The following is a 23,023-nucleotide window of genomic DNA, read 5'->3' on the forward strand; positions in this document are numbered from 1 at the left end:
GCCGGCCGCGAGGCCCATCACGCGACGGCCCACCCCGGTGCTCCCGGTGAAGGAGACCATCGCGACGTCAGGGTGGGACACCAGGTGCTCACCGGCCACCGGCCCGGTCCCCGTGACCACGTTGACCACCCCGTCCGGCACCCCCGCGTCGTGGCAGGCGTCGGCGAGCATCAGCGCGGTCAGTGGGGTGATCTCGGCCGGCTTGAGCACGATGGTGTTGCCGGCGGCCACAGCCGGCAGCACCTTCCACGCCGCCATCTGCAGCGGGTAGTTCCACGGGGCGATCGACCCGACGACGCCGACCGCCTCGCGGCGGACGTAGGAGGTGTGGTCCGCGGAGTATTCCCCCGCCGCCCTGCCCTCGAGGGTGCGGGCCGCCCCCGCGAAGAAGATGGTGTTGTCGACGGTGCCCGGGACGTCGAAACCGGAGGAGAGCCGGATCGGCTTGCCGGCCTGGCGGGACTCCACGGTGGCCAGGTCCGCCGAGCGCTCCTCGAGCAGTCGCGCGAGCGCCAGCAGGGCCGTGCCACGCTCGGCCGGCGTCGCCCGCGACCATTCGGGGAGGGCGCGTCGAGCGGCCTCGACGGCCGCGTCGACGTCGTCTGGACCGGCCAGCGCGAGGCTGGCCAGCGACCGACCGTCGGAGGGGTCGAGAAGCTCGATCCGCTCGCCGGACGTTCCGTCCACCCTGCGCCCACCGACGCTGCAGGACCCCACGATCCCGGGCGGGGAGCCCACCGACCACCTCCGTCATCCATCACGAGGAATGGGCATCCTCACACAGCACGAGGCATTCGCCAAGCGATTCCGTCGCCGGAAGATCAATTGACGACGGAATCGACACGACGTCCGACCATCCGGCAGGATCTTCCAGCCTGTCACCCAGCAAGCGCAACCACCTGACACACTGCGACCGTGGCCGCTCTCCCCACACTGTCCGCGGTCCTCGCGCTCCCGGTGGTGCGCCGAGGGGCGCCCGAGGTCGTGGCGGGCGCCGAGGCGCTGGACCGCCCGGTCCGCTGGGCGCACGTGGCCGAGGTGGTCGACATCGGCTCGCTCCTGCGCGGGCGGGAGCTGCTGCTGACCACCGGGATGGCCCTCCCCGACGACCCGGCCGGGCTGCGCGCCTACGTGGCCGGCCTGGTCGCCGCCGACGCCGCCGGGGTGGTCGTCGAGCTCGGACGCCGCTACGTCGACGCCCTGCCGCCCGCCCTGGTGTCCGCCGCACGGGAGCAGGGACTTCCCCTGGTGGTGCTCGCCCACGAGACCCGGTTCGTGGAGATCACCGAGGCCGTCCACCAGCTGGTGGCCGACGCCCAGCTCTTCGAGCTCCGGGCCTCCGAGGAGCTGCATCGGGCCTTCACCGAGCTGGCCGTCGAGGGCGCCGATGCCACGACCGTCGTGCGGGAGGCCGCCCGCCTGGCGCACCGGCCGGTGGTGCTGGAGAACCTCACCCACCAGGTCCTGGCCTACGACGCTGCCGGGCAGTCGCCGGCCGACGTGCTCGCCGACTGGGAGGCCCGCTCCCGCCGGGTCCGCTGCGCGGGCCGGACCGGGCGGGACCCGGCTTCGGGCTGGGTGGTCAGCCAGGTGGGCGCCCGCGGGACGGACTGGGGCCGGCTCGTGCTGGTGTCGGACGGATCGGGCGGGGAGCACTCCGCCGTGCCCGACGTACGGGACGCGATGCTCCTGGAGCGCGCCGCGGAGGCGCTGGCCCTCAATCGTCTCCTGGACCGGGACAGGGAGTCCCTGGAGCGCCAGGCCCATCGGGTGCTGCTCTCGGCGGTGCTCCACCATGCGCTGCCGGTCGAGGAGATCGCGGTACGGGCCAAGGCGCTGGGGGTTCCGCTCGACCGCCGCCACGTCGTCGCGCTCGTCCTGCTACCGGAGGTCGCCGCCGAGCCGTCGGTGATCCTCGAGGAGGAGGCGTTGCGCGACCTCGCCGAAGCAGCTGCCGCGGCGGTGCGCGAGGCGCGGCTGATGGCCCTCGTCGCCCCGGTGGACGACGGCGTCGGGGTCCTCATCAGCGCGGCGAGCACGGCTCGGGCTGACGCCGCAGTTGACGAGCTCGCGGAACGGCTGCGCCAGGGGACGCCGCGGCCCGGGGTGGTCGGCGTCGGCTCGGTGGTGTCGGATCTGCGTGAGCTGCGCCGCTCCGTGCTGGAGGCGGTCCACGTCGCCGAGGCCGCGGTGCGAGAGCCGGGTCGGCAGGTGCACCGCCTGGCGGACGTACGGCTGCGCGGCCTGCTTCACCTGCTGCGCGACGACGCCAGGCTGCAGACCTATGTCGAACGCGAGCTCGGTCCGCTGCTGTCCTGGGACGCGGCCCACCGCTCGGACCTGCTCGGCATCCTGCGGACCTATCTCGGCGCCGGGCGGAACAAGTCGGCGGCCGCCGCCGCCGCGCACCTGTCCCGTCCCGCCTTCTACGAGCGCCTGGCCCGCCTCGAGCAGATCCTCGGTGCCGACCTCGACGACGTGGAGTCCTGCCTGTCGTTGCACGTCGCCGTCCTGGCCATCGACGCCGTCCGTTCGGGAATGTACCCAAGGTAGTTGAATGCTGTAATACTCGCGCAGACCACTTGCGGAGCGACCCCGAGCCACCGGGAGGCCCCGTGCCCGCCGTCACCCCCGCCGACCTCGCCGTCCTGCCGCGCCTGGCCGAGCCGGACGCCGCCGCCGAGGAGCGCGAGACGCTTCGCGTGGTGACCGGGATCTCGACCCTCGAGGGTGAGGGCTTCCCGGTCCGTCGGCCCTTCCCCGGCAAGCTGCACCTGTCGGAGAGCGACCCGTTCCTGCTCCTCGACCACATGGGAGCGATCGAGTACGCCCCCGGCGAGCCCAAGGGCACGGCCTGGCACCCGCACCGCGGCTTCGAGACCGTCACCTACATCATCGACGGCGCGTTCGCGCACCAGGACTCCACCGGCGGCGGCGGCCTGATCAGCAACGGGGACACGCAGTGGATGACGGCGGGCAGCGGCCTGCTGCACATCGAGACGCCCCCCGAGGAACTCGTGGTGCGCGGCGGGCTGTTCCATGGCGTCCAGATCTGGGTGAATCTGCCGCGCTCGCTGAAGTGGACCCCGCCGCGCTACCAGGACATCCGCGGATCTGCGGTGAGCCTGCTCAGCTCCGCCGACGGCGGCGTGCTGGTCCGCGTCATCGCCGGTGACCTCGGTGGGTGCGCCGGCCCAGGGATCACCTGGACCCCCATCGTGCTGGCCCACGCGACCCTGCAGCCCGGGGCCCAGCTCCGGACGCCCTGGCGGTCTGACTTCAACGCGATGGTGTACGCGCTGTCGGGCAGCGGATCGACCGGGCCGGACCGCGCCCCGCTCCGCGAGGGACAGCTGGCCCTCCTCGGCGAGGGCGAGGTCGTGAGCGTGCGGGCCGACGACCGTATGCAGGGGCCAGGGCAGACCCTCGAGGTCCTTCTCCTCGGCGGGCAGCCGATCCGCGAGCCCATCGCCCACTACGGACCCTTCGTCATGAACACCCACGAGGAGATCGCCCAGACGCTCGCGGACTTCGCCGCCGGGCGGCTGGGGCAGGTCCCGGTCACGCATCTGTCGAGTTGATCCGCGCGTAGCACGCGGCCTCTACCCTGGGCATGTCGGTCACGCGAGACGTACCGGGAAGGCAGAGGCGCCATGAGCGACCCGCACTACGACCTGCTCGTGATCGGTTCGGGCCCCGGGGGTCAGCGCGCGGCGATCGCCGCGGCCAAGCTGGGCAAGAAGGCGGCCGTGGTCGAACGGCGCCACATGGTCGGCGGGGTGTGCATCAACACGGGGACCATCCCGTCCAAGACGCTGCGCGAGGCCGTGCTCTACCTGACGGGCATGAACATGCGCGACCTCTACGGGCAGAACTACCGCGTCAAGCAGGACATCACCGTGCAGGACCTGCTCGCGCGCACCACGCACGTCATCGGCCGTGAGATCGAGATCGTCCGCAGCCAGCTGTTCCGCAACGACGTGGACCTGATCAACGGGACCGCGCGCTTCGTCGACGAGCACACCGTGGCCGTGCGGCCGCACGACGGCGACCACGACCGCCGCTACTCCGCAGACGTGATCATCATCGCGGTGGGGACGCGCCCCGCCCGCCCGACGCAGGTCGAGTTCGACGAGGAACGCATCATCGACAGCGACGGCATCCTGTTGATGGAACGAGTGCCGCGCACGATGGTGGTCGTCGGCGCCGGCGTCATCGGCATCGAGTACGCGTCGATGTTCGCCGCCCTCGGAACCAAGGTGACCGTCGTCGAGCGCAACGAGCGCATGCTCGACTTCGTCGACTCCGAGATCGTCGACGGTCTGCGCTTCCACCTGCGCGACCTGTCGGTGACCTTCCGGTTCGGCGAGACCGTCGCGAAGGTCGAGACCGGCTCGCAGGGCACCGTCACGACCCTGGAGAGCGGCAAGCGGATCCCGGCGGACACGGTCATGTACTCGGCCGGTCGACAGGGTGCGACCGACGAGCTGGACCTGGCGTCCGCCGGGCTGGAGGCCGACGACCGCGGCCGGATCAAGGTCGGCCCGGACTTCCGTACCGCCGTCGACCACATCTACGCGGTCGGTGACGTCATCGGCTTCCCGGCTCTCGCCGCGACGTCGATGGAGCAGGGCCGCCTCGCGGCCTACCACGCGTTCGGGGAGCCGTTCAACAGCCTGATCTCCCTGCAGCCGATCGGCATCTACACCGTCCCCGAGATCAGCTTCTGCGGGCAGACCGAGGACCAGCTCACCCGCTCGTCAGTGCCGTACGAGGTCGGCATCAGCCGCTACCGCGAGCTCGCGCGCGGCCAGATCGTCGGTGATACCTACGGGATGCTCAAGCTCCTCGTGTCGACCGAGACGCGTCTGCTGCTCGGGGTGCACGTCTTCGGCACCCAGGCCACCGAGCTGGTCCACGTCGGGCAGGCCGTCATGACCTGCGGCGGGACCGTCGACCAGCTGGTGGACACGGTCTTCAACTACCCGACGCTGTCGGAGGCGTACAAGGTGGCGGCCCTCGACGCCGTCAACAAGATCCGTGCCGTCGACCGGATGAACGGCTGGACCACCTCGTAACCCCACCCCGATCCCGGGCAGGCGAGGGGTGGCGGGCTGGGGTCAGCCGTACGTCTGCCGGCCGGCCAGCCACGTCCCCGTCACGGGGAGGTGCGGCCACTCGCGCGGGTCCACGCCGAAGGGGTCGGTAGCGAGGGCGACCAGGTCGGCGCGGCACCCGACGGCGATGCGCCCCCACCGGTCCTCCTCGAAGGCCTGGTGGGCGACACCGGAGGTGTAGGCGCGCCACGCGTCCCGCGGCGTCACGCATTCCTCGGGCAGCCAGGCCGGGCCTCCCGCGTACGACCGGGTCACGGCGACCGCCAGGCCGTCGAGCGGGCGGTAGGACGACACGGGCCAGTCGCTGCCGAACGACAGCCGCGCCCCGGAGCGAAGGATCGACCCGGTCGCGTAGTGCAGCACGGCACGCGCGCCGAGACGAGGCAGGACGAGGGTGCGCAGCCCAGGCTCGAGGCAGTGCCAGAGCGGCTCGAAGTTCGCCACCACCCCCAGGTCGGCGAAGCGGCGCAGGTCGGCGTGGTCGATGAGCTGGGTGTGCGCGATGACCGGCCGCCGCACACGGGGCGGGTTCACCCGGGCCGCATGGGCGAAGGCGTCGAGCGCGACGCGCACGCCCGCGTCCCCGATCGCGTGGATGTGCGCCTGGAAGCCCTGCGCGTCGAAGGCCGCCACCGCCTCCCCCAGCTCGGCCGGGTCCCACACCGGCAGCCCGCAGCTGTGCGCCGGCTCCAGGTAGGGCTGGAGCACGGCCGCCGTCCCCGCCTCGATGATGCCGTCCGCGAAGAACTTCACCGTCCTCGCGGACACGACGCCGTCGCTGGCCTCGTCCCGAGCGGCGACGAAACGCGGAAGGTCGTCCCGCCACCTACCGGGATCGGCCCGCAGCGCGACGTTGGCGCGGATCGGCAACTCGCCGCTGACGGCGAGGTAGGTCCGCAGGTCCTCGACCGACGCGGCCGCCTCCTGCAGCCAGGTCACCCCCGAGGCGGCCAGCAGCCGAGCCGCGGCGAGCAGCCCTGCCCGGCGCTGCGCCTCGGTGGGGGGCGGCACCAGTCGCCGGACGAGGTCGACCGCGCTCCACTCCACGAGCGTCCCGATCGGCGTCCCGTCCGCGCGGCGCGCGATCGTCCCGGACGGCGGATCCGGTGTTCGCTCGTCGATGCCCGCCAGCCGCAGCGCGGCCGAGTTCACCCACGCGCAGTGGTGGTCGCTCGCCTCGAGGAGGACGGGACGGTCCGCGACGGCCGTGTCCAGCCAGGTGGCGTCGAAGATCCCGTCGGCGGTGAGGGACGGGCTGTAGGAGCCGCCGAGGATCCAGGTGTCGTGAGGTCGCTCTGCGGCGTACCGGCGGACCACGTCGAGGACCTCAGCGACCGACGCGCAGGCACGCACCGGCGCCCAGTCGAGCTCGACCCCGCCCCAGAGCGGATGGATGTGCCCGTCGCCGAAGGAGGGCAGCAGCACGCCGTCGCCCAGGTCGACGACCTCCGTAGCCGGGCCCCACAGGGCGATCGCGTCGTCGTCGAGTCCGCTGATCCCTCCGCCTGTCACCGCCACGGCCCTCGCCAGCGGGCGCTCGTCGACCATCGTCCGAACGGTCCCGGCCACGAGCAGGAGATCGGCGCTCACGGGGGCGACGCTACCGACGCCTCGCGTGTACGGGTGGCGGGCAGGGGAAGGTGGGCGGGTGCGAGCCGAACTGCGGGTCCTCCACTCGGAGCCCGACCCAGCCAGCCCGCCCGGCGATCCCGCGGCCTTGGACCATCCCGCTCGGCATGTTCGCTGCGCCATGATGCGTCGGTGGGACCGGGAACGATGAATGCGCGAAGCCCACGGGCGTGCGGTGCTCGGGTGCCTCGCCGACCCCGCAGCACGTGCGGGAAGCGACGGGTCGTGCGGGTAGCGGTATCGGCATGCGTGGCGCTGCTCGTGTGCGCGTGCAATGACGTCACCTCACCGAAGTCCGCTTCGCCGAGTGCGACAGCCGCCACCCCGACGCCGATCAGTGCTGCCGGCGCCCAGAAGATCCCGCTCGCCCAACGGATCCGGACGGTGACACAGGCGGGCAGGGTCGGGATACCCATCGTCGCCTTTGGGTCGGTCTGGGCGAAGACCGGTCCGGGCGATGTGGTCAGGATCGACGAAACGACAGGCAAGCTCGAGCAGACGTATCCGACCGACCGACCGGCGCCCGTCCCCGGATGTGAGGGAATGGGGGCAACCGAGAACGCGCTATGGGTGTGCCGACGGCCGGGGACCTACATCCGTCTGACGCCACAGGGTCGCATCTCGCACCAGGTCTCCTTCGACGGTTACCACGATCAGTTGCGCATTCCCGCCATGGCCGGTCGGTTGTGGTTGCTCGGAGAGGACCGTACGGCGCTCCACACGCTCGATGCCGCCACCGGCAAGGAGGTGGGAGCTCCGATCGAGATGCCGGTGCCCGGGTGCGACAACGTCGCCGTCGGCCTGGACGCGGTCTGGGTCGCCTGCCACCTTCTCGGTCTCGTCAAGGTCGACCCAGTCTCGCGCTCGATCAGTGGAACCGTGTCGTGGCCCGGCGGGTCGTACGTGGCCGTCGACACGCACCTGCTGATCGGCGGCTACCGGGGCGTCGCTGAGGTCGACCCGCACAGTCTCACCGTGCGCTCCGCCTTCGACCTGAGGCCTGACTACAAGGGTGACCTGACGACGTCCGGTAATCAGGCCTGGGTCGCAACGTCAGGCGCGACACCGTTGACGCAACTCGACCTGAACGGACAAACGGTCGCCGCGGTGCTGACCACGCCCGACCCCTTCGACTTCGTGGGCGTCACGTTGGCGCACGGCACGCTGTGGGTGTCGGACTCCAACGACAGGGCGAATCGACACCGGATGCTCTCCGTCAGTACGACTGCGACCTCAACGAGCCCCTGATCCGCCCCCTCAGGCGGCCCACTCCCCATGACCGCACGCCGATCAGGGCTTGTGACACACCGCGCAGTATGGCAGTCGGCGACCGCGCCCGACGCGTTCGTCACGCGAGTCCTCGGCCGGCTGACACGACATGGCAGCGCCCGGCCCCGCACACGCGGGACCGGGCGCCAGCCTCGTCAGGTCAGCTCTCGATGTTGGCCATCACGTGCTTGATGCGCGTGTAGTCCTCCAGGCCGTACATCGACAGGTCCTTGCCGTAGCCGCTGTGCTTGAACCCGCCGTGGGGCATCTCGGCGACGAGCGGGATGTGGGTGTTGATCCACACGCAGCCGAAGTCCAGCCGCTTGGCCATCCGCATCGCACGCCCGAAGTCCTTCGTCCACACCGAGGAGGCCAAGCCGTACTGCACCCCGTTGGCCCACCGCAGCGCCTCGGCCTCGTCGCTGAAGCGCTGAACGGTGATGACGGGACCGAAGATCTCCTCCTGGATGAACCGGTCGTCCTGCCGGAGGTCGGACACGACGGTGGGCTCGAAGAAGTACCCGCGGTCGCCCTGCTGGTGCCCGCCGGTGGTGACCTGAGCGTGTGACGGCACGTCCTCGAAGAACGAGGTGAGCCGGGCCAGCTGGTTGGCATTGTTGACCGGCGGGACGAGGGCGTCCTCGTCGTGCGGGCCCTTGTGGTAGGTGGTCGCGGTGCTCTTCGCGGCCTCGGTGAGCGCTGCGACGAAGTCGTCGTACACCCCGGGACCGGCGAGCACCCGCGTCGCGGCGGTGCAGTCCTGGCCCGCGTTGAAGTACCCGGCCACCGAGATCGCCTCGACCGCGGCCTCGATGTCGGCGTCGTCGAAGATGACGACCGGCGCCTTGCCGCCGAGCTCGAGGTGCACCCGCTTGACGTCCTTGGCGGCCGAGCCGGCGACCTCCATGCCGGCGCGGACGGACCCGGTGATGGCCACCATCTGCGGGACGGGGTGCTCGACGACCGAGCGACCCGTGTCGCGGTCACCGCAGATGACGTTGAAGACCCCTGGCGGCACGATGCCCGCGTCGTTGATGAGCTCGGCCATGCGCACCGTCGTCACCGGCGTGGTGTCCGAGGGCTTCAAGACGATGGTGTTGCCGGCGGCGAGGGCGGGCGCGAACTTCCAGACCGCCATCATCATCGGGTAGTTCCAGGGGGTGACCTGCCCGATCACGCCGATCGGCTCGCGTCGGATGATCGAGGTGTGCCCCGCCATGTACTCCCCGGCCGAGCGGCCCTCGAGCACCCGCGCGGCGCCCGCGAAGAAGCGGATCTGGTCCAGCATCGGGGGGATCTCCTCCGAGCGGGTCAACCCGATCGGCTTGCCGGTGTTCTCGCTCTCCAGCGCGATGAGCTCCTCGGCGTTGTCCTCGAGGACGTCCGCGATCGCCAGTAGTGCCTTCTGGCGCTCGGAGGGGGTCGAGTCCCGCCAGGACTCGAAGGCCTCGGCGGCCGCCCGGTAGGCCCGGTCCACGTCCTCCGGTGAGGAGACCGGGGCCGAGGCGAAGACCTCCCCAGTGGTGGGGTTGATCAGGTCGGAGCTCCGACCGTCGGTGGCGGGAACCCTCTTGCCGTCGACCACGTTGCGCAGCTCGCGCTTGTCGCTCACGCCGCTCGTCCTTCCTCTTCGCTCGCCTGTTCGCTGGCCCATTGGCTGGCCCGCCTGCTCGCCCGTTCGCTCGGCCACCGGTCGCTTCTCGCCGGCGGACCTCGCCTGGGCGGAGCCTAGCCCCGGACTGCCGAAGACGACAGGCCCGACCCGTCTCGGCCACGGAATGCGCAATCCTGACGTTGCTGAGATTCGGATTCGCTTGCGTTCGCCGGGTCCGGCCCCCGAGAATGCCCGTCATGCCGAGGTCCGAGCGCAACGGAAGTGCGCCCCTCGACTCGGTCAGCAAGGCGATCATCGAACAGCTCCAGGAGGACGGGCGACGCCCGTACGCCGCGATCGGCAAGGCGGTCGGCCTCTCCGAGGCGGCCGTTCGCCAGCGCGTCCAGCGCCTGCTCGAGGCGGGCGTCATGCAGATCGTGGCCGTCACCGACCCCCTGACCGTCGGGTTCCCCCGCGCGGCCATGATCGGTATCCGGGTCGACGGGGACAGCGAGTCCGTGGCGGACAAGCTCGCGTCGTTCAGCGAGATCGATTACGTCGTGCTCACCGCCGGCAGCTTCGACGTGCTGGTGGAGGTCGTCTGCGAGGACGACGACCACCTGCTCGAGATCATCAACAAGCGGATCCGGGCCATCCCGGGAGTCCTGTCCACCGAGAGCTTCGTCTACCTGAAGCTCCGCAAACAGATCTACACATGGGGTACGAGATGACCACTCCGCAGGGCTTCGAAGAGGCCGGGGAAGACCGGCTCGCAGATCGCGCCGCAGACCATCTGTGGATGCACTTCACGCGCCACTCGGTCTATCACCAGGGTCACCACGTGCCGGTGATCGTCCGTGGCGACGGCGCGTACGTCTACGACGACCAGGGCAAGCGCTACCTCGACGGCCTGGCCGGGCTGTTCACCGTGCAGATCGGTCACGGCCGTACCGAGCTGGCCGAGGCCGCCGCGAAGCAGGCCTCCGAGCTCGCGTTCTTCCCGCTGTGGTCCTACGCGCACCCCAAGGCGATCGAGCTCGCCGAGCGACTGGCGGACTACGCCCCCGGGGATCTCGGCCACGTGTTCTTCACCAGCGGCGGCGGCGAGGCGGTGGAGACCGCGTGGAAGCTCGCCAAGCAGTACTTCAAGCTCACCGGGAAGCCGTTGAAGCACAAGGTCATCAGCCGCTCGATCGCCTATCACGGGACGCCGCAGGGCGCTTTGTCGATCACGGGCATCCCCGAAGCGAAGATGTACTTCGAGCCGCTCGTACCCGGCGGTTTCAAGGTCCCGAACACCAACTTCTACCGGGCACCGGCGCACGAGGACGACGAGGCGGCCTTCGGCCGGTGGGCGGCGGACCGCATCGAGGAGGCCATCGAGTTCGAGGGGCCCGACACGGTCGCGGCGGTGTTCCTGGAGCCCGTGCAGAACTCGGGTGGGTGCTTCCCTCCCCCACCCGGGTACCTGCAGCGGGTACGTGAGATCTGCGACAAGCACGACGTGCTGTTCGTCGCGGACGAGACGATCTGCGCCTTCGGCCGCATCGGCGAGATGTTCGCGATGAACCGGTTCGGCGTGACCCCCGACATCATCACGTGCGCGAAGGGCATCACGTCCGGGTACGCGCCGCTGGGCGCGATGATCGCCTCGGAGCGCCTCTTCGAGCCGTTCCGCCACGGGACGACGTACTTCGCCCACGGGTACACCTTCGGCGGGCACCCGGTGTCGTGCGCGGTCGCGCTCGCGAACCTCGACATCTTCGAGCGCGAGGGCATCAACGAGCACGTGCGCGCGAACGAGGGCGCCTTCCGCGGCACCCTCGAGAAGCTGTTGGACCTGCCCATCGTCGGCGACGTCCGCGGCGAGGGGTACTTCTACGGCATCGAGCTGGTCAAGGACAAGGCCACCAAGGAGACCTTCGACGAGGACGAGTCCGAGCGGCTGCTGCGGGGCTACCTGTCGAAAGCGCTGTTCGACTCCGGCCTCTACTGCCGGGCGGACGACCGCGGCGACCCGGTCGTGCAGCTGGCTCCGCCGCTCATCATCGGGCAGCCCGAGTTCGACGAGATCGAGCAGATCCTGCGCGAGGTGCTCAAGGGCGCCGAGGGCGTCCTCTGACCCAGGTGGGCGTCACGGCGCGGACGCGCGTCCGACGCCTGCCGGAGAAGGCGGTCCACGACCGAGCCGTCATGCACGCGATCCTGGACGCGGGACTCGTGGCGCACGTGTCGGTCGTGGACCGGGAGGGCCAGCCGTACGTCGTCCCCGTCGGGTACGCCCGCCAGGGGGAGCGCGTCGTCTTCCACGGCTCGACGGCCTCGCGGCTCTTCCTCGCCCTCGCCCAGGGCGCGCCGACGTGCCTGACCGTGACCCTGCTCGACGGCCTCGTCGTGGCGCGCTCGCTCTTCGAGTCCTCGATGCACTACCGCAGCGTGATGGTGCTTGGCCGGTGCGAGGTCCTGCGGGCCGAGGAGAAGCTGGCCGCGCTCGACGTGATCAGCGACCACCTCATGCCGGGTCGGCGCCGCGACGCCCGCTCGCCGAGCAAGAAGGAGCTCGCCGCGACGAACGTCCTGGCGCTCCCGCTCGACGAGGCCAGCGTCAAGGTCAGCCAGGCCCCGCCGGACGACAACCCCGACGACCTCGACCTGCCGGTGTGGGCCGGCGTGGTACCGCTGCGCGAGGTCTTCGGCGAGCCGGTCGACGCCCCGGACCTCCGGTCGGCCCAGGAGGTCCCCGACTACGTGCGAGCGTGGAGCCGATGACGACGTCCCTGTGGTGGGACACCCTGCCACCCGAGCTGAGCGGACCCCGACGAGCCGCCCTCGACGGCGACCGCGAGGCCGACGTCGCCATCGTCGGCGCCGGCTTCACCGGCCTCTGGACCGCCTACCACCTGCTCCGCCAACGACCCGGCCTCGACGTCGTCGTGCTCGAGCGCGAGGTCGCCGGCTTCGGCGCGTCCGGCCGCAACGGCGGCTGGTGCTCGGCGTTGTTCCCGTCGTCGTGGGCGAAGGTGGCGAGGACCTCCTCGCGCGACGCCGCGATCGCCTTGCAGCGCGGTCTGTTCGAGACCGTCGACGAGATCGGCACGATCGTGGCCGAGGAGGGGATCGACTGCCACTGGGCCAAGGGCGGCACGTACGTGCTCGCGCGCACGCCCGTCCAGCTGGAGCGGGCGCGGGCGCACGTGGCCGAGGCCCGTACCTTCGGCTTCGGCCCGGAGGACTACCGCTTCCTCGACGCCCGGGAGGCGCGCGCCGGGGTCGGGGCGAGCGACGTGCTCGGGGCGACGTACACGCCGCACTGTGCGGCGATCCACCCTGCGCGGCTGGTCCGGGGGCTGGCGCTGGCGGTGGAGCGACGCGGCGGGCGCATCCACGAGGCGACCACCGTGCGCTCCGTCGAGCCGGGCGTGGTGCGCACGGTCTCCGGCCATGTGCGTGCCAGGCACGTGATCCGCGCGACCGAGGGGTACACACCGACGCTGACGGGGCACAAGCGGACGCTGGCGCCGGTGTACTCCCTCATGCTGGCCACCGAGCCGCTGCCCGCGTCGTTCTGGGAGCAGGCTGGGCTGCGGGAGCGGGCGACCTTCGCCGACGAGCGGCACCTGATCATCTACGGGCAGCGGACCGCGGACGGCCGAATCGCCTTCGGCGGTCGCGGCGCGCCGTACCACTACGGCTCGCGGATCAGCCCCGCGTTCGACTCCAACCCGCGCGTCTTCGACGAGCTGCGCCGGGTGCTCTGGGACGTCTTCCCCGGGCTCGGTGACGTCGACGTCACCCACCGCTGGGGCGGCCCGCTCGGTGTCCCGCGCGACTGGTACGCCTCCGTCGGACTCGACCCCACGACGGGGCTCGGCTGGGCGGGCGGGTACGTCGGTGACGGCGTGGGCGCGTCGCACCTGGCCGGGCGTACCCTCGCCGACCTGGTCCTCGGGGAGGACACTCCCCGCACCGGGCTGCCGTGGGTGGGCCACCACTCCCGGCCGTGGGAGCCGGAGCCGTTGCGCTGGCTCGGGGCCAACGCGGGCCTGAGGGTGATGACGGCCGCCGACCACGAGGAGGCCCGTACGGGCCGGCCGTCGCGGTTGGCCGCCGCCTTCGGCCGCTTCATCGGCCAGTGACGCGGCCGGCGGCTGTCACGCACGCACGAGCACGACGACGCAGCCGCACGACGCAGCACGTCGACGCAGCCGCACGACGCAGGAGGAGGATGAGGGGCATGACCGCTACGCCGACGTCGCCGGTGGACCTGCTCGCCCTGGACGGGCTGCTCTCCGAGGAGGAGCGCGAGATCCGCGACACGGTGCGGCGCTGGCTCGCGCAGCACGTACGCCCGCAGGTCGCCGAGTGGTACGAGGCCGGCGAGATCCCGGCGCGCGAGCTCGCGCGGGGGCTCGGCGAGCTCGGGCTGCTCGGCATGCACCTGCATGGCTGGGACTGCGCGGGTACGTCGGCGACGGCGTACGGTCTGGCCTGCCTCGAGCTCGAGGCGGTGGACTCCGGGATCCGCTCGCTGGTGTCCGTGCAGGGATCCCTGGCCATGTTCGCCATCCACGCCTTCGGCAGCGACGAGCAGCGCGACGAGTGGCTGCCGCGGATGGCGGCCGGTGAGGCCATCGGCTGCTTCGGCCTGACCGAGCCCGACTTCGGCTCCAACCCCTCGGGCATGCGCACTCGCGCCAAGCGCGACGGCGAGGACTGGGTGCTCGACGGCTCCAAGATGTGGATCACCAACGGCACGGTCGCCGACGTCGCCGTCGTGTGGGCGCAGACCGACGACGGGATCCGGGGCTACGTCGTCCCGACCGACACGCCCGGCTTCTCGGCACGCGAGGTCGGCCACAAGCTGTCGCTGCGCGCCTCGGTGACGGCCGAACTGGTCCTGGAGGGCGTACGGCTCCCGGCTTCGGCGCAGCTGCCCGGCGTCGCCGGCCTCCGAGGACCGCTGTCGTGCCTGAACGAGGCGCGCTTCGGCATCGTGTTCGGGGCGCTGGGGGCGGCGCGTGACTGCCTCGAGACCGCGATCGACTACGCGCTCACCCGCGAGCAGTTCGACCAGCCGATCGCGGCGTTCCAGCTCACCCAGGCCAAGCTCGCCGACATGACGCTGGAGTGGCAGAAGGGCTACCTCCTGGCGCTGCACCTCGGCCGGCTCAAGGACGCCGGAGCGCTTCGTCCGGAGATGGTGAGCGTGGGCAAGCTGAACAACGTCCGCGAGTCACTGCAGATCGCGCGGACCGCGCGGACCATCCTCGGCGCGAACGGCATCACCGGCGAGTACCCGGTGATGCGGCATGCGAACAACCTGGAGTCGGTCTTGACCTATGAGGGGACGACCGAGATGCACACCCTGGTCGTGGGTCAGGCCCTCACCGGGATCCCCGCCTTCCGCTGACCCGCCTGTCCCCGGCCTGTCCCGACCCGTACCCCGCCTTGCCGACGCGTACCCCGCCTTGCCAATGCGTACCCCGCCTTGCCGACGCGTACCCCGCCCGTCCCGACCCGTTCCCCGCCTCGCACGCTTGCCTCTCCACCCCGACTTGTGGCGGGCTAGACGTCAATCAACGTGACGTGAGTGACGAGCAACCCGCCACAAGTGGAGATGGGGAGGGTGAGGGTGAGGCTGGAAGGTGCCGGTCAGAAGGTGTCGGGGGTGTCGAGGATGCGGTAGACCCTCGACTCGGGCATCGCGTTGACGCCGGCTTCGGCGGAGAGCTGCTTGATGTCCTCCTGCGCGGAGAAGAACGCGACGTAGGACTCCGCCGAGTCCCACTCGTCGAGGGCGAGTGCGCCGCCGTCGGTGTCCTCGATGAACATGTGATGGATCGCTCCGGACGCCTGACCCACCTTCGAGATCCCGACCGCCATGTCCCGGTACTTCCCCTGGACGAGCGCCTCGAGGGTGGACGCCTTGGCCCCGGGGAACTTCGTGATCACGATGACGCTCATGTCCGCTCCTGGTGAGGGTGGGATGACGGGGCATGGCCGACCCTCGACCGCTGGCCGACCCGCTGTCAAGGAGCGGCCGGGCTCGTCTCGCGCTGCAGGTACGTGCGCAGCGCCTCGACGACCAGCGCGTGGTCGGCAAGCTGCGGAAGCCCCGACACCACGACCGCACCGACGACTCCGACGTCCCTCACCGTGATCGGGAAGCCACCCCCGTGGGCGGCGTAGCTATCCCGCGGGAGGCCGTGCCGGTCCTCGAAGCTGGTCTCGGCGTCACGTGCCTGCTGGCCGACGAACAGCGAGCTGTGGCCGAAGCGCAGCACGACCCGCGTCTTGCGCTCGACCCAGGAGTCGTTGTCCGGAGAGGTACCGGGCATCGCCGCGTGGAAGAGGACTTGGTCGCCCCGGCTGATGCGCACCACCACCGGCAGGGATCGCTGCCGTGCCAGGGAGACCAGCAACGACCCGAGCTCCCACGCGTCGTCGTTGGTGAACCTGGTCAGCACCAAGGCGCGTTCCTGCTCGGCGATCTCGTCGAGCGGGACCCAGCCCGGCTCCTCCTGGCTCACCAGGCGTAGGCCTCGGGTGCGGTCCCTCCCGGCCCCGGGAAGATCTCGTCGAGACGCGCGAGCGACTTGTCGTCGAGGTGGATCTCCACCGCGCGCAGCGATCCGTCCAGCTGCTCGGCGGTGCGTGGCCCGATGATCGGGGCGGTGACCGCGGGCTGGTGCAGCAGCCAGGCAAGGGCCACGTCGGCCGGACGTTCACCGAGTTCGTCGCAGAACGCCTCGTAGGCCTCGATCGCCTCGCGGTGGGTCTCGAGGCTGTCGCGGGCGCGCCCCTCCTTGCTGCGGACCGAGTCGTTGCCCTTGCGCAGGATGCCGCCGAGCAGGCCGCCGTGCAGGGGCGACCAGGGGATGATGCCGAGGCCGTAGTCGAGCGCCGCGGGCAGCACCTCGAGCTCGACGGTCCGCTCGATGAGGTTGTACAGGGACTGCTCGCACACCAGCCCGAGGAAGTGCCGTCGCTCCGCCGCGGCCTGGGCCTTGGCGATGTGCCAGCCGGCGAAGTTCGACGAGCCCACGTAGAGGATCTTGCCCTGCTGGCGCAGGACCTCCATGCCCTCCCAGATCTCCTCCCACGGCGTCGCCCGGTCGATGTGGTGCATCTGGTACAGGTCGATGTAGTCGGTCTGCAGCCGTCGCAGCGAGTCGTCGCAGGCGCGCCTGATGTTCAGCGCGGAAACCTTGCCGTCGTTCGGCCAGTCACCCATGTCGCCGTACAGCTTGGTCGCGATGACCGTGCGCTCGCGGCGACCCCCGCCTTGGGCGAACCAGCGCCCGATGATCTGCTCGGTGACGCCCTCGCCGCGCTTCCAGCCGTACACGTTCGCGGTGTCGAAGAAGTTGATGCCGTGCTCGTGCGCGCGGTCCATGAGCGCATGAGAGTCGGCTTCGCTGGTGACCGGCCCGAAGTTCATCGTGCCGAGGCAGAGGCGGGAGACGGACAGGCCGGTACGTCCGAGGTGGGTGTAGTCCATGCCCCCATCCCAGCCCGAGCCCGACCGATCGGCAACCAGGACGAGCCTCCGTCGGTCTGACAGGGTGGTCAAGTGGAGCCCACCTCGGAGCGCCGGCTGGTCCGGGCCGCGCTCTCGACCGGGGCGGTCTTCGCGCTCAGCGGGGCGCTCGGGGCGAGCTGGGTGGCGCGCATCCCGGCAGTGCGCGACCAGCTGCACACCCGGCCCGGGCCCCTCGGCCTCGCCCTCCTGTGCGCCGGTGCCGGCTCGCTGCTCACCATGCCGTTCGTCGGGCGGGCAGCGACGCGCTGGGGAAGCCGCCGGGTCGTCGTGTGGAGCGCGCTGGGGGCGTGCGTGCTCGTCGCCCTCCTCCCGCGGGCGCGAAGCGTGCCCGAGCTGGGGGCGCTGCTGCTGGCGTACGGCGGCTTCTACGGCGCCTGGGACGTGGCGATGAACGTGCACGGCAGCGCCGTCGAGCTCGCGGCGAGCCGCCCGTGGATGCCGCGCTACCACGCGGGTTGGAGCGCGGGGGCCATCGTCGGCGCCGGACTCGGCGCACTCGCCGCGCACGCTGGACTGTCGGCGGCCGCCGACCTCGCCCTGGCCGGATCGCTCACCTTCGCCCTGCTGCTGCCGGCGTTGCGCGGCTTCGTCGACGACCGCGAGCGCGCGGCGCCGCTGGCGGCCGCCGATGCCGCGACTGGTCCCGCAGCGCCGTCCGACGGTGACGGCGGGAGCGACACCGACGTGGAGGGCGGCGGCCCCAGCAGGACGCGGCGCACGGTGCTCACCCGCCGCCTGGTGCTGATCGGCCTCATCACGTTGTGCGGGACCACGGTGGAGGGGGCAGCCGCGGACTGGCTCGCCCTGCACCTGCACGACGACGTGCACACGACCGCCGCCGTCGCGGCCGCCGGGTACGCCGTGTTCTCCCTCGCGATGGCGGCGACCCGCTACTCCGGCACCTGGGTCACCGACCGCGTCGGTCGGGTGGGATCGCTGCGCCTCGCCGGGTTGGTCTGCGTCGCCGGCATCGGGCTGACGGCCACGGCCTCGCTGGCCAGCGTGGCCTTCCTCGGGACACTGCTCTGGGGAATGGGAACGGCGCTGGTGTTCCCGGCCGCGATGAGCGCGGGCGGGGAGACGCCTGGTCGCCCCAGCGACGGCATCGCGGCCGTCTCGACCATCGGCTATGGCGGGTTCCTGATCGGCCCACCGCTCATCGGCCTGCTCGCGGACGCGACCACGCTGGCCCGGGCCCTTCTCGTGCTCGTGGTCCTCGCTGTCGCCATCGTGGCGCTGGCCTCCGCGGCCCGCCCGCTCGGTCAGGTCGTGCCGGGTCGACGTACCGCCTCGAGGAGCGCGCGGTAGGAGCGGACCAGCACGGCCCGTTCCTCGCCGACCAGCGGGCTGGTCAGGTCGTTGCCGGCAGCCACCCACTCGTCGGAGAGCCGCATGGCCTCCGCGCGCTCCTGCGCCGCGAGCCGTACGTCCGCCTCGGGAACGCCGTAGGTGTGCGCGTAGAGCCTCTGCAGCGCGACCACGAGCGCCTCTACGCCGGCGGGTTCGCGGCCGGACGCACCGCGCTGGACAGCCCGGTGGGCTCGCCACCACTCGACCTCGAGCCGGGCCGCCTCGTCGACGTCGAAGCTCTCGCTGTGCGTGCGCGCGACCATCGCATAGAAGCGGCGCATGTACGCCCTCGCGGCCGCCGGGTCGTTGTCCGGCACGGGTGCCCACTTCTGGTTGGCCCGAAGGACCCACCACGCCCCTTGCACCGTGCGCGGCCAGGACAGGCCGAAGGTGTGGCGGACGACGAGAACGGCCGCGCGCAGGAACGCCCACCACTCGTGGCGGTAGTAGTGGACCCAGGTCCGGCACTCCAGGTCGCCGACGACCTCCGGGTCGAAGGAACGCATCGGGCTCGCGCCACCCTCACGGTGCCGGGGACGCGACCGGGACGTCATCGTCCGTGCCACTCGGCGAGCAGCGCCACCTCCCGCTCGGGGCTGATCCCCGCGCCTTGGGCGGCCCCGCCCTGCTCGCGGACCCAGGCGAGGGTGTCGCGGGCGGTGTCGGCCAGCGGCCGCGGCGCCAACCCCGACGCGTACGCCTTCGCGGGGTCGGCCGCGGAGTAGGCGGCTTCGCCGGAACCTCCCGCCCACAGCGGGAACTCGGCCTCACCCAGGCCTCGCTCGCGCAGCCAGTCCGGGTCGACCCAGGTCAACGTCGTGCCCGACGGCGCGACCGCGTCGGCCACGGCCGAGAGCAGCTCACCCCAGGTGAACGGCGGAGGGGGGCTCACCGCGTGGAAGGCACCGGCGCGCCCGTCCTCCAGCAGGCGCACCATCCACTCCCCCTGGTCGCGACCGTCGATGACCTGGGCGGGGTCGTCGGCCGGCCCGGGCGCGAGGACCTCACCGCCGGTCGCGATGCGCTGCACCCACCATGGGAAGCGCCACGTGTAGTCGTCCGGCCCCACGACGTAGGTGGGCCTGACCAGCAGCGTGCGCGGGCCGAAGAGCTCGGTCGCCGCCTGCTCGCACAGCGCCTTCAGGCCGCCGTACGTCGTGTCGTCGACGACATCGACGTCGGGGTCGGCCAGCGTGGCGAGCGGCGCCGTCTCGTCGTAGCCGCGCGGAGGCGTCTCCGCGTAGGCCGAGACGCTGGAGACGTACAGGTAGTGGCCGCCTCGATCCCCCAGCGCAGCGGCGAGGCTGCGCACCTGCCGCGGGAAGTAGGCGCACACGTCCACCGTCGCGTCGAACTCGCGGCCGGCCAGGACGCTGAGATCGCCGTCGCGGTCGGCCAAGAGGTGCTCGGCCTCGCCGAAGAGCTCGGCGCCGCTGCGTCCGCGGTGCAACAACGTGACCTCGTGCCCTCGAGCCAGGGCCGCCGCCACCACGTGCTTGCCGACGAAGCGGGTCCCGCCGACCACGAGCACTCTCATCCTGACTCCCTTCCTAGGCCCACTCGTCGCCGCCGGCGAGGCGCATCTCGAGGAGCTCCGTCAGCGGCATCGACTCCCCGTCGCGAGCTCCTCGACCGATCTGCAGCGGCGGGTCGCTGGGGACGACGGTGACCCCGCGGACACGGGCCAGGAGGCCGCCGGGGGTGTTCAGGACGTAGAAGCGGCCCTCGGTGTCGACGGCCAGCGAGCGGTCGCGGGGCAGGTACCAGCCCACCAGACCGGTGTCGTAGGTGGTCCTGCCCCGGTAGGAGCGCGCGCGCAGCGGGCCGGGCGCGATGCCCCGGGCTCGCGCCTCGCGCACGAACCCGGCGAGCAGGGCACGGGCCTGGTCGCTCTCCCGCGCCTCCCGGCGGGCCTGCGCCGCGGCCTGCTCCCGGAAGAGCTCGTCGCGGTCCACTACCACCCACGCCCCGTGTCAGGCGCCTCGGCGACGCTGCTCGGCGAAACGCCGGACAGCTGCTCGAGGACGGCGGCGGTGTCCTGGCCGAGGGCGGGCGGGGGGAGCCGGTACGTCGCCGGCGTCGCCGACCACCGCAGCGGGTGCGCGACCTGGCGGGCGGCCTGAGCGCGCGCGCCGCCGGAGATCTCGACGACGGGGTCGAGGCCGAGCCGCTGCGCCAGGCCGAAGGCCTCGGCCAGGTCGTTGACCGGGCCGCAGGGAACACCGCGCGGGGTCAGCTCGTCCCACCACGCGTCGCCGCCGCGCTGACGCAGCAGCGGAGCGATCAGGCCGTTGAGCTCGTGGCGGTGCGCGACCCGGGAGGCGTTCGTGGCGAAGCGCTCGTCCCCCGCCAGTCCAGGGACGCCGAGGGCGTCGGCGAAGGCGGCGAACTGCCCGTCGTTGCCGACGGCGACCACCATGGGTCGGTCGGCCGTCTCGTAGACCTCGTACGGGGCGATCGACGGGTGGGCGTTGCCGAGGATGCCTGGGACGACCCCGGCGGCGACGTACCCGCCCGCCTGGTTCACCATCGCCGAGAGCAGGCTGGCCAGCAGCGCCGCATCGACCCGCTGGCCCTGGCCGGTGCGCTCCCGGTGGCGCAGCGCGGCGAGCACACCAACGGTGGCGTGCAGCCCGGTGATGACGTCGACGAGCGCGACGCCGACCTTCGTCGGCGTGCCCGGCTGCGGTCCCGTTACGCTCATCAGGCCACCCATGGCCTGCACGAGCAGGTCGTAGCCGGGCAGGGCGCGAGCCTGCTCCGAACGTCCGAAGCCGGTGATCGAGCACCAGACGAGCCCCGGGTGGTCCCGACTCAGCTCCTCGTAGCCGAGCCCGAAGCGCTCCATGGTGCCCGGCACGAAGTTCTCGACGAGGACGTCGCTCGCGAGAGCGAGCCGGCGGGCGGCGGCCCGACCCTCCTCGCTGCGCAGGTCGAGGGTCACCGACCGCTTGTTCCGGTTGACCGACTCGAAGTACGTCGCCCGGCCGTCGGCGTCCCACGGCGGGCCCCAGGCCCGCGTGTCGTCGCCGGCCCCAGGGCGCTCGACCTTCACGACGTCGGCGCCGAGGTCACCGAGCAGCATGGTCGCGTACGGGCCCGCGAGCACGCGCGAGAAGTCCGCCACGCGCACCCCCGCGAGGGGTCCCGGACCGGACGATGTCTGCACGGGGCTCACGGTATCGGCCGAGGTTTCCCGGCCGCCGTGACGCGGTAGGACCTGGAGGGGGCTCCGGCCGGACAGGGGACGGCCGGAGTACCCCGCCAGCCGGGAAGGTCCGTGACGCGTCCGAGTCAGGCCGTCGTGGCCGCGAGCTGCCCGCAGGCGCCGTCGATCTCCCTCCCCCGGGTGTCGCGCACCGTCACCGCAACGCCGTGGGCCTCGAGGCGGCGCACGAACTCGCGCTCGTCCCGGGGACGAGAGGCGGTCCACCGCGAGCCGGGGGTCGGGTTGAGCGGGATGAGGTTCACGTGCACCAGGTGCCCGCGCAGCAGCTCCCCGAGCAGGTCGGCGCGCCATGCCTGGTCGTTGACGTCACGGATGAGGGCGTACTCGATCGACACGCGCCGGCCGGTCCGGTCCGCGTAACCCCAGGCCGCGTCGAGCACCTCGGAGACCTTCCACCTGGTGTTGACCGGCACCAGGGTGTCCCGAAGGTCGTCGTCCGGGGCGTGCAGCGAGACGGCGAGGGTGACCGGCAGACCCTCTCCGGCGAGCTGGTGGATCCGCGGGACCAGTCCCACGGTCGACACGGTGAGGTTGCGCGCCGAGAGCCCCAGGCCGTCCGGCGAGGGATCGCTCAGCCGATGCAGCGCCCTGAGCAGGGCCGGGTAGTTCGCCAGCGGCTCGCCCATGCCCATGAAGACGACGTTGCTCACCCGGCCCGGACCGCCCGGTATCTCCCCGTGGGCGAGCTCGCGAGCCGCGACCACGACCTGCTCGACGATCTCCGCCGTCGACAGGTTGCGGGTGAGTCCCGCCTGCCCGGTGGCACAGAACGGGCAGTTCATCCCGCACCCGGCCTGGGAGGAGACGCATACCGTCGTGCGGCCCGGGTAGCGCATGAGCACCGACTCCACGAGGGCGCCGTCGAAGAGCCGCCACACGTACTTGCGGGTCATCCCGTCGTCGCACGACACGTGCTTGACGAGGTCCAGCAGCCCAGGGGTCAGCGCCGCGGCCAGGGCCGACCGGGTCGCCGCCGGGACGTCGGTCCACGTCTGCGGGTCCGCGGCGAAGCGCTCGAAGTAGTGACGAGAGACCTGTGCGGCGCGAAAGCCCGGCTCGCCCATCTCCTCGACCCGGGCCCGACGCTCGACCGCCGTGAGGTCGGCGAGGTGGAGCGGCGGCTTCGCCCGACGCGGGGCGTCGAAACTCAGCGTGCCCGGTGTGGGACGTACCGGCTCGTCGACGGGCACGAAGCCACCGGTCACGACAGGAACACGACGAGCAGCAGCCACATCACCGGCGCCGACGGCAGCAGCGAGTCGAGGCGGTCCATCAGCCCGCCGTGTCCGGGC

At 71.9% G+C, this 23,023-nt stretch carries 22 protein-coding genes; 10 read left to right on the top strand and 12 right to left on the bottom strand.

Annotated elements, in window-relative coordinates; genetic code table 11:
• Positions 1 to 687: aldehyde dehydrogenase family protein (locus VMI11_03085; protein HTY71389.1), on the bottom strand; the 687-nt coding region annotated here is incomplete at its 3' end.
• Positions 688 to 915: 228 nt separating this feature from the next.
• Here VMI11_03085 and VMI11_03090 point away from each other — a divergent pair.
• From VMI11_03090 to sthA, 3 genes are all read left to right on the top strand, one after another.
• Positions 916 to 2,553 carry a PucR family transcriptional regulator gene (locus VMI11_03090; protein HTY71390.1) on the top strand — a complete coding sequence of 546 codons (1,638 nt, stop codon included), beginning with the start codon at positions 916 to 918 and terminating at the stop codon, positions 2,551 to 2,553.
• 62 nt (positions 2,554 to 2,615) lie between these two features.
• The gene (locus VMI11_03095; protein HTY71391.1) at positions 2,616 to 3,581 is read left to right on the top strand and encodes a pirin family protein; all 966 of its coding nucleotides are present in this window, start codon (positions 2,616 to 2,618) and stop codon (positions 3,579 to 3,581) included.
• Positions 3,582 to 3,653: 72 nt separating this feature from the next.
• Positions 3,654 to 5,078, top strand: a complete 1,425-nt coding sequence (sthA, locus tag VMI11_03100; GenBank protein ID HTY71392.1) for a Si-specific NAD(P)(+) transhydrogenase — start codon at positions 3,654 to 3,656, stop codon at positions 5,076 to 5,078.
• 42 nt (positions 5,079 to 5,120) lie between these two features.
• Here sthA and VMI11_03105 read toward each other — a convergent pair whose 3' ends face one another.
• Positions 5,121 to 6,707, bottom strand: a complete 1,587-nt coding sequence (locus VMI11_03105; GenBank protein HTY71393.1) for an amidohydrolase — start codon at positions 6,705 to 6,707, stop codon at positions 5,121 to 5,123.
• Between the two features lie 288 nt (positions 6,708 to 6,995).
• Between VMI11_03105 and VMI11_03110 the strand changes: the two genes are divergently transcribed.
• Positions 6,996 to 7,994, top strand: a complete 999-nt coding sequence (locus VMI11_03110; GenBank protein HTY71394.1) for a hypothetical protein — start codon at positions 6,996 to 6,998, stop codon at positions 7,992 to 7,994.
• A 181-nt stretch (positions 7,995 to 8,175) separates the two neighbouring features.
• Here VMI11_03110 and VMI11_03115 read toward each other — a convergent pair whose 3' ends face one another.
• Positions 8,176 to 9,627, bottom strand: a complete 1,452-nt coding sequence (locus VMI11_03115; protein ID HTY71395.1) for a gamma-aminobutyraldehyde dehydrogenase — start codon at positions 9,625 to 9,627, stop codon at positions 8,176 to 8,178.
• Positions 9,628 to 9,866: 239 nt separating this feature from the next.
• Here VMI11_03115 and VMI11_03120 point away from each other — a divergent pair, with 239 nt between their 5' ends.
• The 5 genes from VMI11_03120 to VMI11_03140 all read left to right on the top strand — a co-directional run bounded on the left by VMI11_03120 (position 9,867) and on the right by VMI11_03140 (position 15,019).
• Positions 9,867 to 10,340, top strand: a complete 474-nt coding sequence (locus VMI11_03120) for an Lrp/AsnC family transcriptional regulator (protein ID HTY71396.1) — start codon at positions 9,867 to 9,869, stop codon at positions 10,338 to 10,340.
• Positions 10,337 to 11,731: an aspartate aminotransferase family protein gene (locus tag VMI11_03125; protein ID HTY71397.1), complete on the top strand. Its 1,395-nt coding sequence runs from the start codon at positions 10,337 to 10,339 to the stop codon at positions 11,729 to 11,731. Before VMI11_03120 ends, VMI11_03125 begins: the two co-directional genes overlap by 4 nt.
• Positions 11,732 to 11,736: 5 nt before the next feature.
• A complete protein-coding gene (locus VMI11_03130) occupies positions 11,737 to 12,378 on the top strand; it encodes a pyridoxamine 5'-phosphate oxidase family protein (GenBank protein ID HTY71398.1) in 642 nt (213 codons plus the stop codon).
• A complete protein-coding gene (locus tag VMI11_03135; protein ID HTY71399.1) occupies positions 12,375 to 13,745 on the top strand; it encodes an FAD-binding oxidoreductase in 1,371 nt (456 codons plus the stop codon). The genes VMI11_03130 and VMI11_03135 overlap by 4 nt, the downstream gene beginning before the upstream one ends.
• A gap of 98 nt (positions 13,746 to 13,843) precedes the next feature.
• Positions 13,844 to 15,019 (top strand): acyl-CoA dehydrogenase family protein, encoded by a 1,176-nt coding sequence (locus tag VMI11_03140; GenBank protein ID HTY71400.1) that lies wholly within the window; start codon positions 13,844 to 13,846, stop codon positions 15,017 to 15,019.
• A 242-nt stretch (positions 15,020 to 15,261) separates the two neighbouring features.
• Here VMI11_03140 and VMI11_03145 read toward each other — a convergent pair whose 3' ends face one another.
• The 3 genes from VMI11_03145 to VMI11_03155 all read right to left on the bottom strand — a co-directional run bounded on the left by VMI11_03145 (position 15,262) and on the right by VMI11_03155 (position 17,110).
• Positions 15,262 to 15,573 carry a hypothetical protein gene (locus VMI11_03145; protein ID HTY71401.1) on the bottom strand — a complete coding sequence of 104 codons (312 nt, stop codon included), beginning with the start codon at positions 15,571 to 15,573 and terminating at the stop codon, positions 15,262 to 15,264.
• A gap of 65 nt (positions 15,574 to 15,638) precedes the next feature.
• Positions 15,639 to 16,139, bottom strand: coding sequence for a heme-degrading domain-containing protein (locus VMI11_03150; protein HTY71402.1), 501 nt, complete (start codon positions 16,137 to 16,139; stop codon positions 15,639 to 15,641).
• Complete coding sequence (locus VMI11_03155) at positions 16,136 to 17,110, bottom strand: aldo/keto reductase (protein HTY71403.1); 975 nt, start codon at positions 17,108 to 17,110, stop codon at positions 16,136 to 16,138. The genes VMI11_03150 and VMI11_03155 overlap by 4 nt, the downstream gene beginning before the upstream one ends.
• 72 nt (positions 17,111 to 17,182) lie before the next feature.
• Here VMI11_03155 and VMI11_03160 point away from each other — a divergent pair, with 72 nt between their 5' ends.
• Positions 17,183 to 18,460 carry an MFS transporter gene (locus tag VMI11_03160; GenBank protein HTY71404.1) on the top strand — a complete coding sequence of 426 codons (1,278 nt, stop codon included), beginning with the start codon at positions 17,183 to 17,185 and terminating at the stop codon, positions 18,458 to 18,460.
• On the opposite strand, the gene VMI11_03165 is transcribed toward VMI11_03160, so the two are convergent.
• The 6 genes from VMI11_03165 to VMI11_03190 form a co-directional block, all read right to left on the bottom strand.
• A complete protein-coding gene (locus tag VMI11_03165) occupies positions 18,415 to 19,008 on the bottom strand; it encodes a hypothetical protein (GenBank protein HTY71405.1) in 594 nt (197 codons plus the stop codon). The genes VMI11_03160 and VMI11_03165 overlap by 46 nt on opposite strands.
• A gap of 44 nt (positions 19,009 to 19,052) precedes the next feature.
• The gene (locus tag VMI11_03170; GenBank protein HTY71406.1) at positions 19,053 to 20,039 is read right to left on the bottom strand and encodes an NAD-dependent epimerase/dehydratase family protein; all 987 of its coding nucleotides are present in this window, start codon (positions 20,037 to 20,039) and stop codon (positions 19,053 to 19,055) included.
• A 13-nt stretch (positions 20,040 to 20,052) separates the two neighbouring features.
• The gene (locus VMI11_03175) at positions 20,053 to 20,457 is read right to left on the bottom strand and encodes a hypothetical protein (GenBank protein ID HTY71407.1); all 405 of its coding nucleotides are present in this window, start codon (positions 20,455 to 20,457) and stop codon (positions 20,053 to 20,055) included.
• Positions 20,457 to 21,671, bottom strand: coding sequence for a CoA transferase (locus VMI11_03180; protein HTY71408.1), 1,215 nt, complete (start codon positions 21,669 to 21,671; stop codon positions 20,457 to 20,459). The genes VMI11_03175 and VMI11_03180 overlap by 1 nt, the downstream gene beginning before the upstream one ends.
• Positions 21,672 to 21,796: 125 nt before the next feature.
• Positions 21,797 to 22,936 carry a 23S rRNA (adenine(2503)-C(2))-methyltransferase RlmN gene (gene rlmN, locus VMI11_03185; GenBank protein ID HTY71409.1) on the bottom strand — a complete coding sequence of 380 codons (1,140 nt, stop codon included), beginning with the start codon at positions 22,934 to 22,936 and terminating at the stop codon, positions 21,797 to 21,799.
• A partial coding sequence (locus VMI11_03190) for a phosphatidate cytidylyltransferase (GenBank protein ID HTY71410.1) occupies positions 22,933 to 23,023 on the bottom strand: 91 nt, incomplete at its 5' end. The genes rlmN and VMI11_03190, both read right to left, overlap by 4 nt.

It is taken from the genome of Actinomycetes bacterium, assembly GCA_035506535.1.
Lineage (GTDB): Bacteria > Actinomycetota > Actinomycetes > DATJPE01 > DATJPE01 > DATJPE01.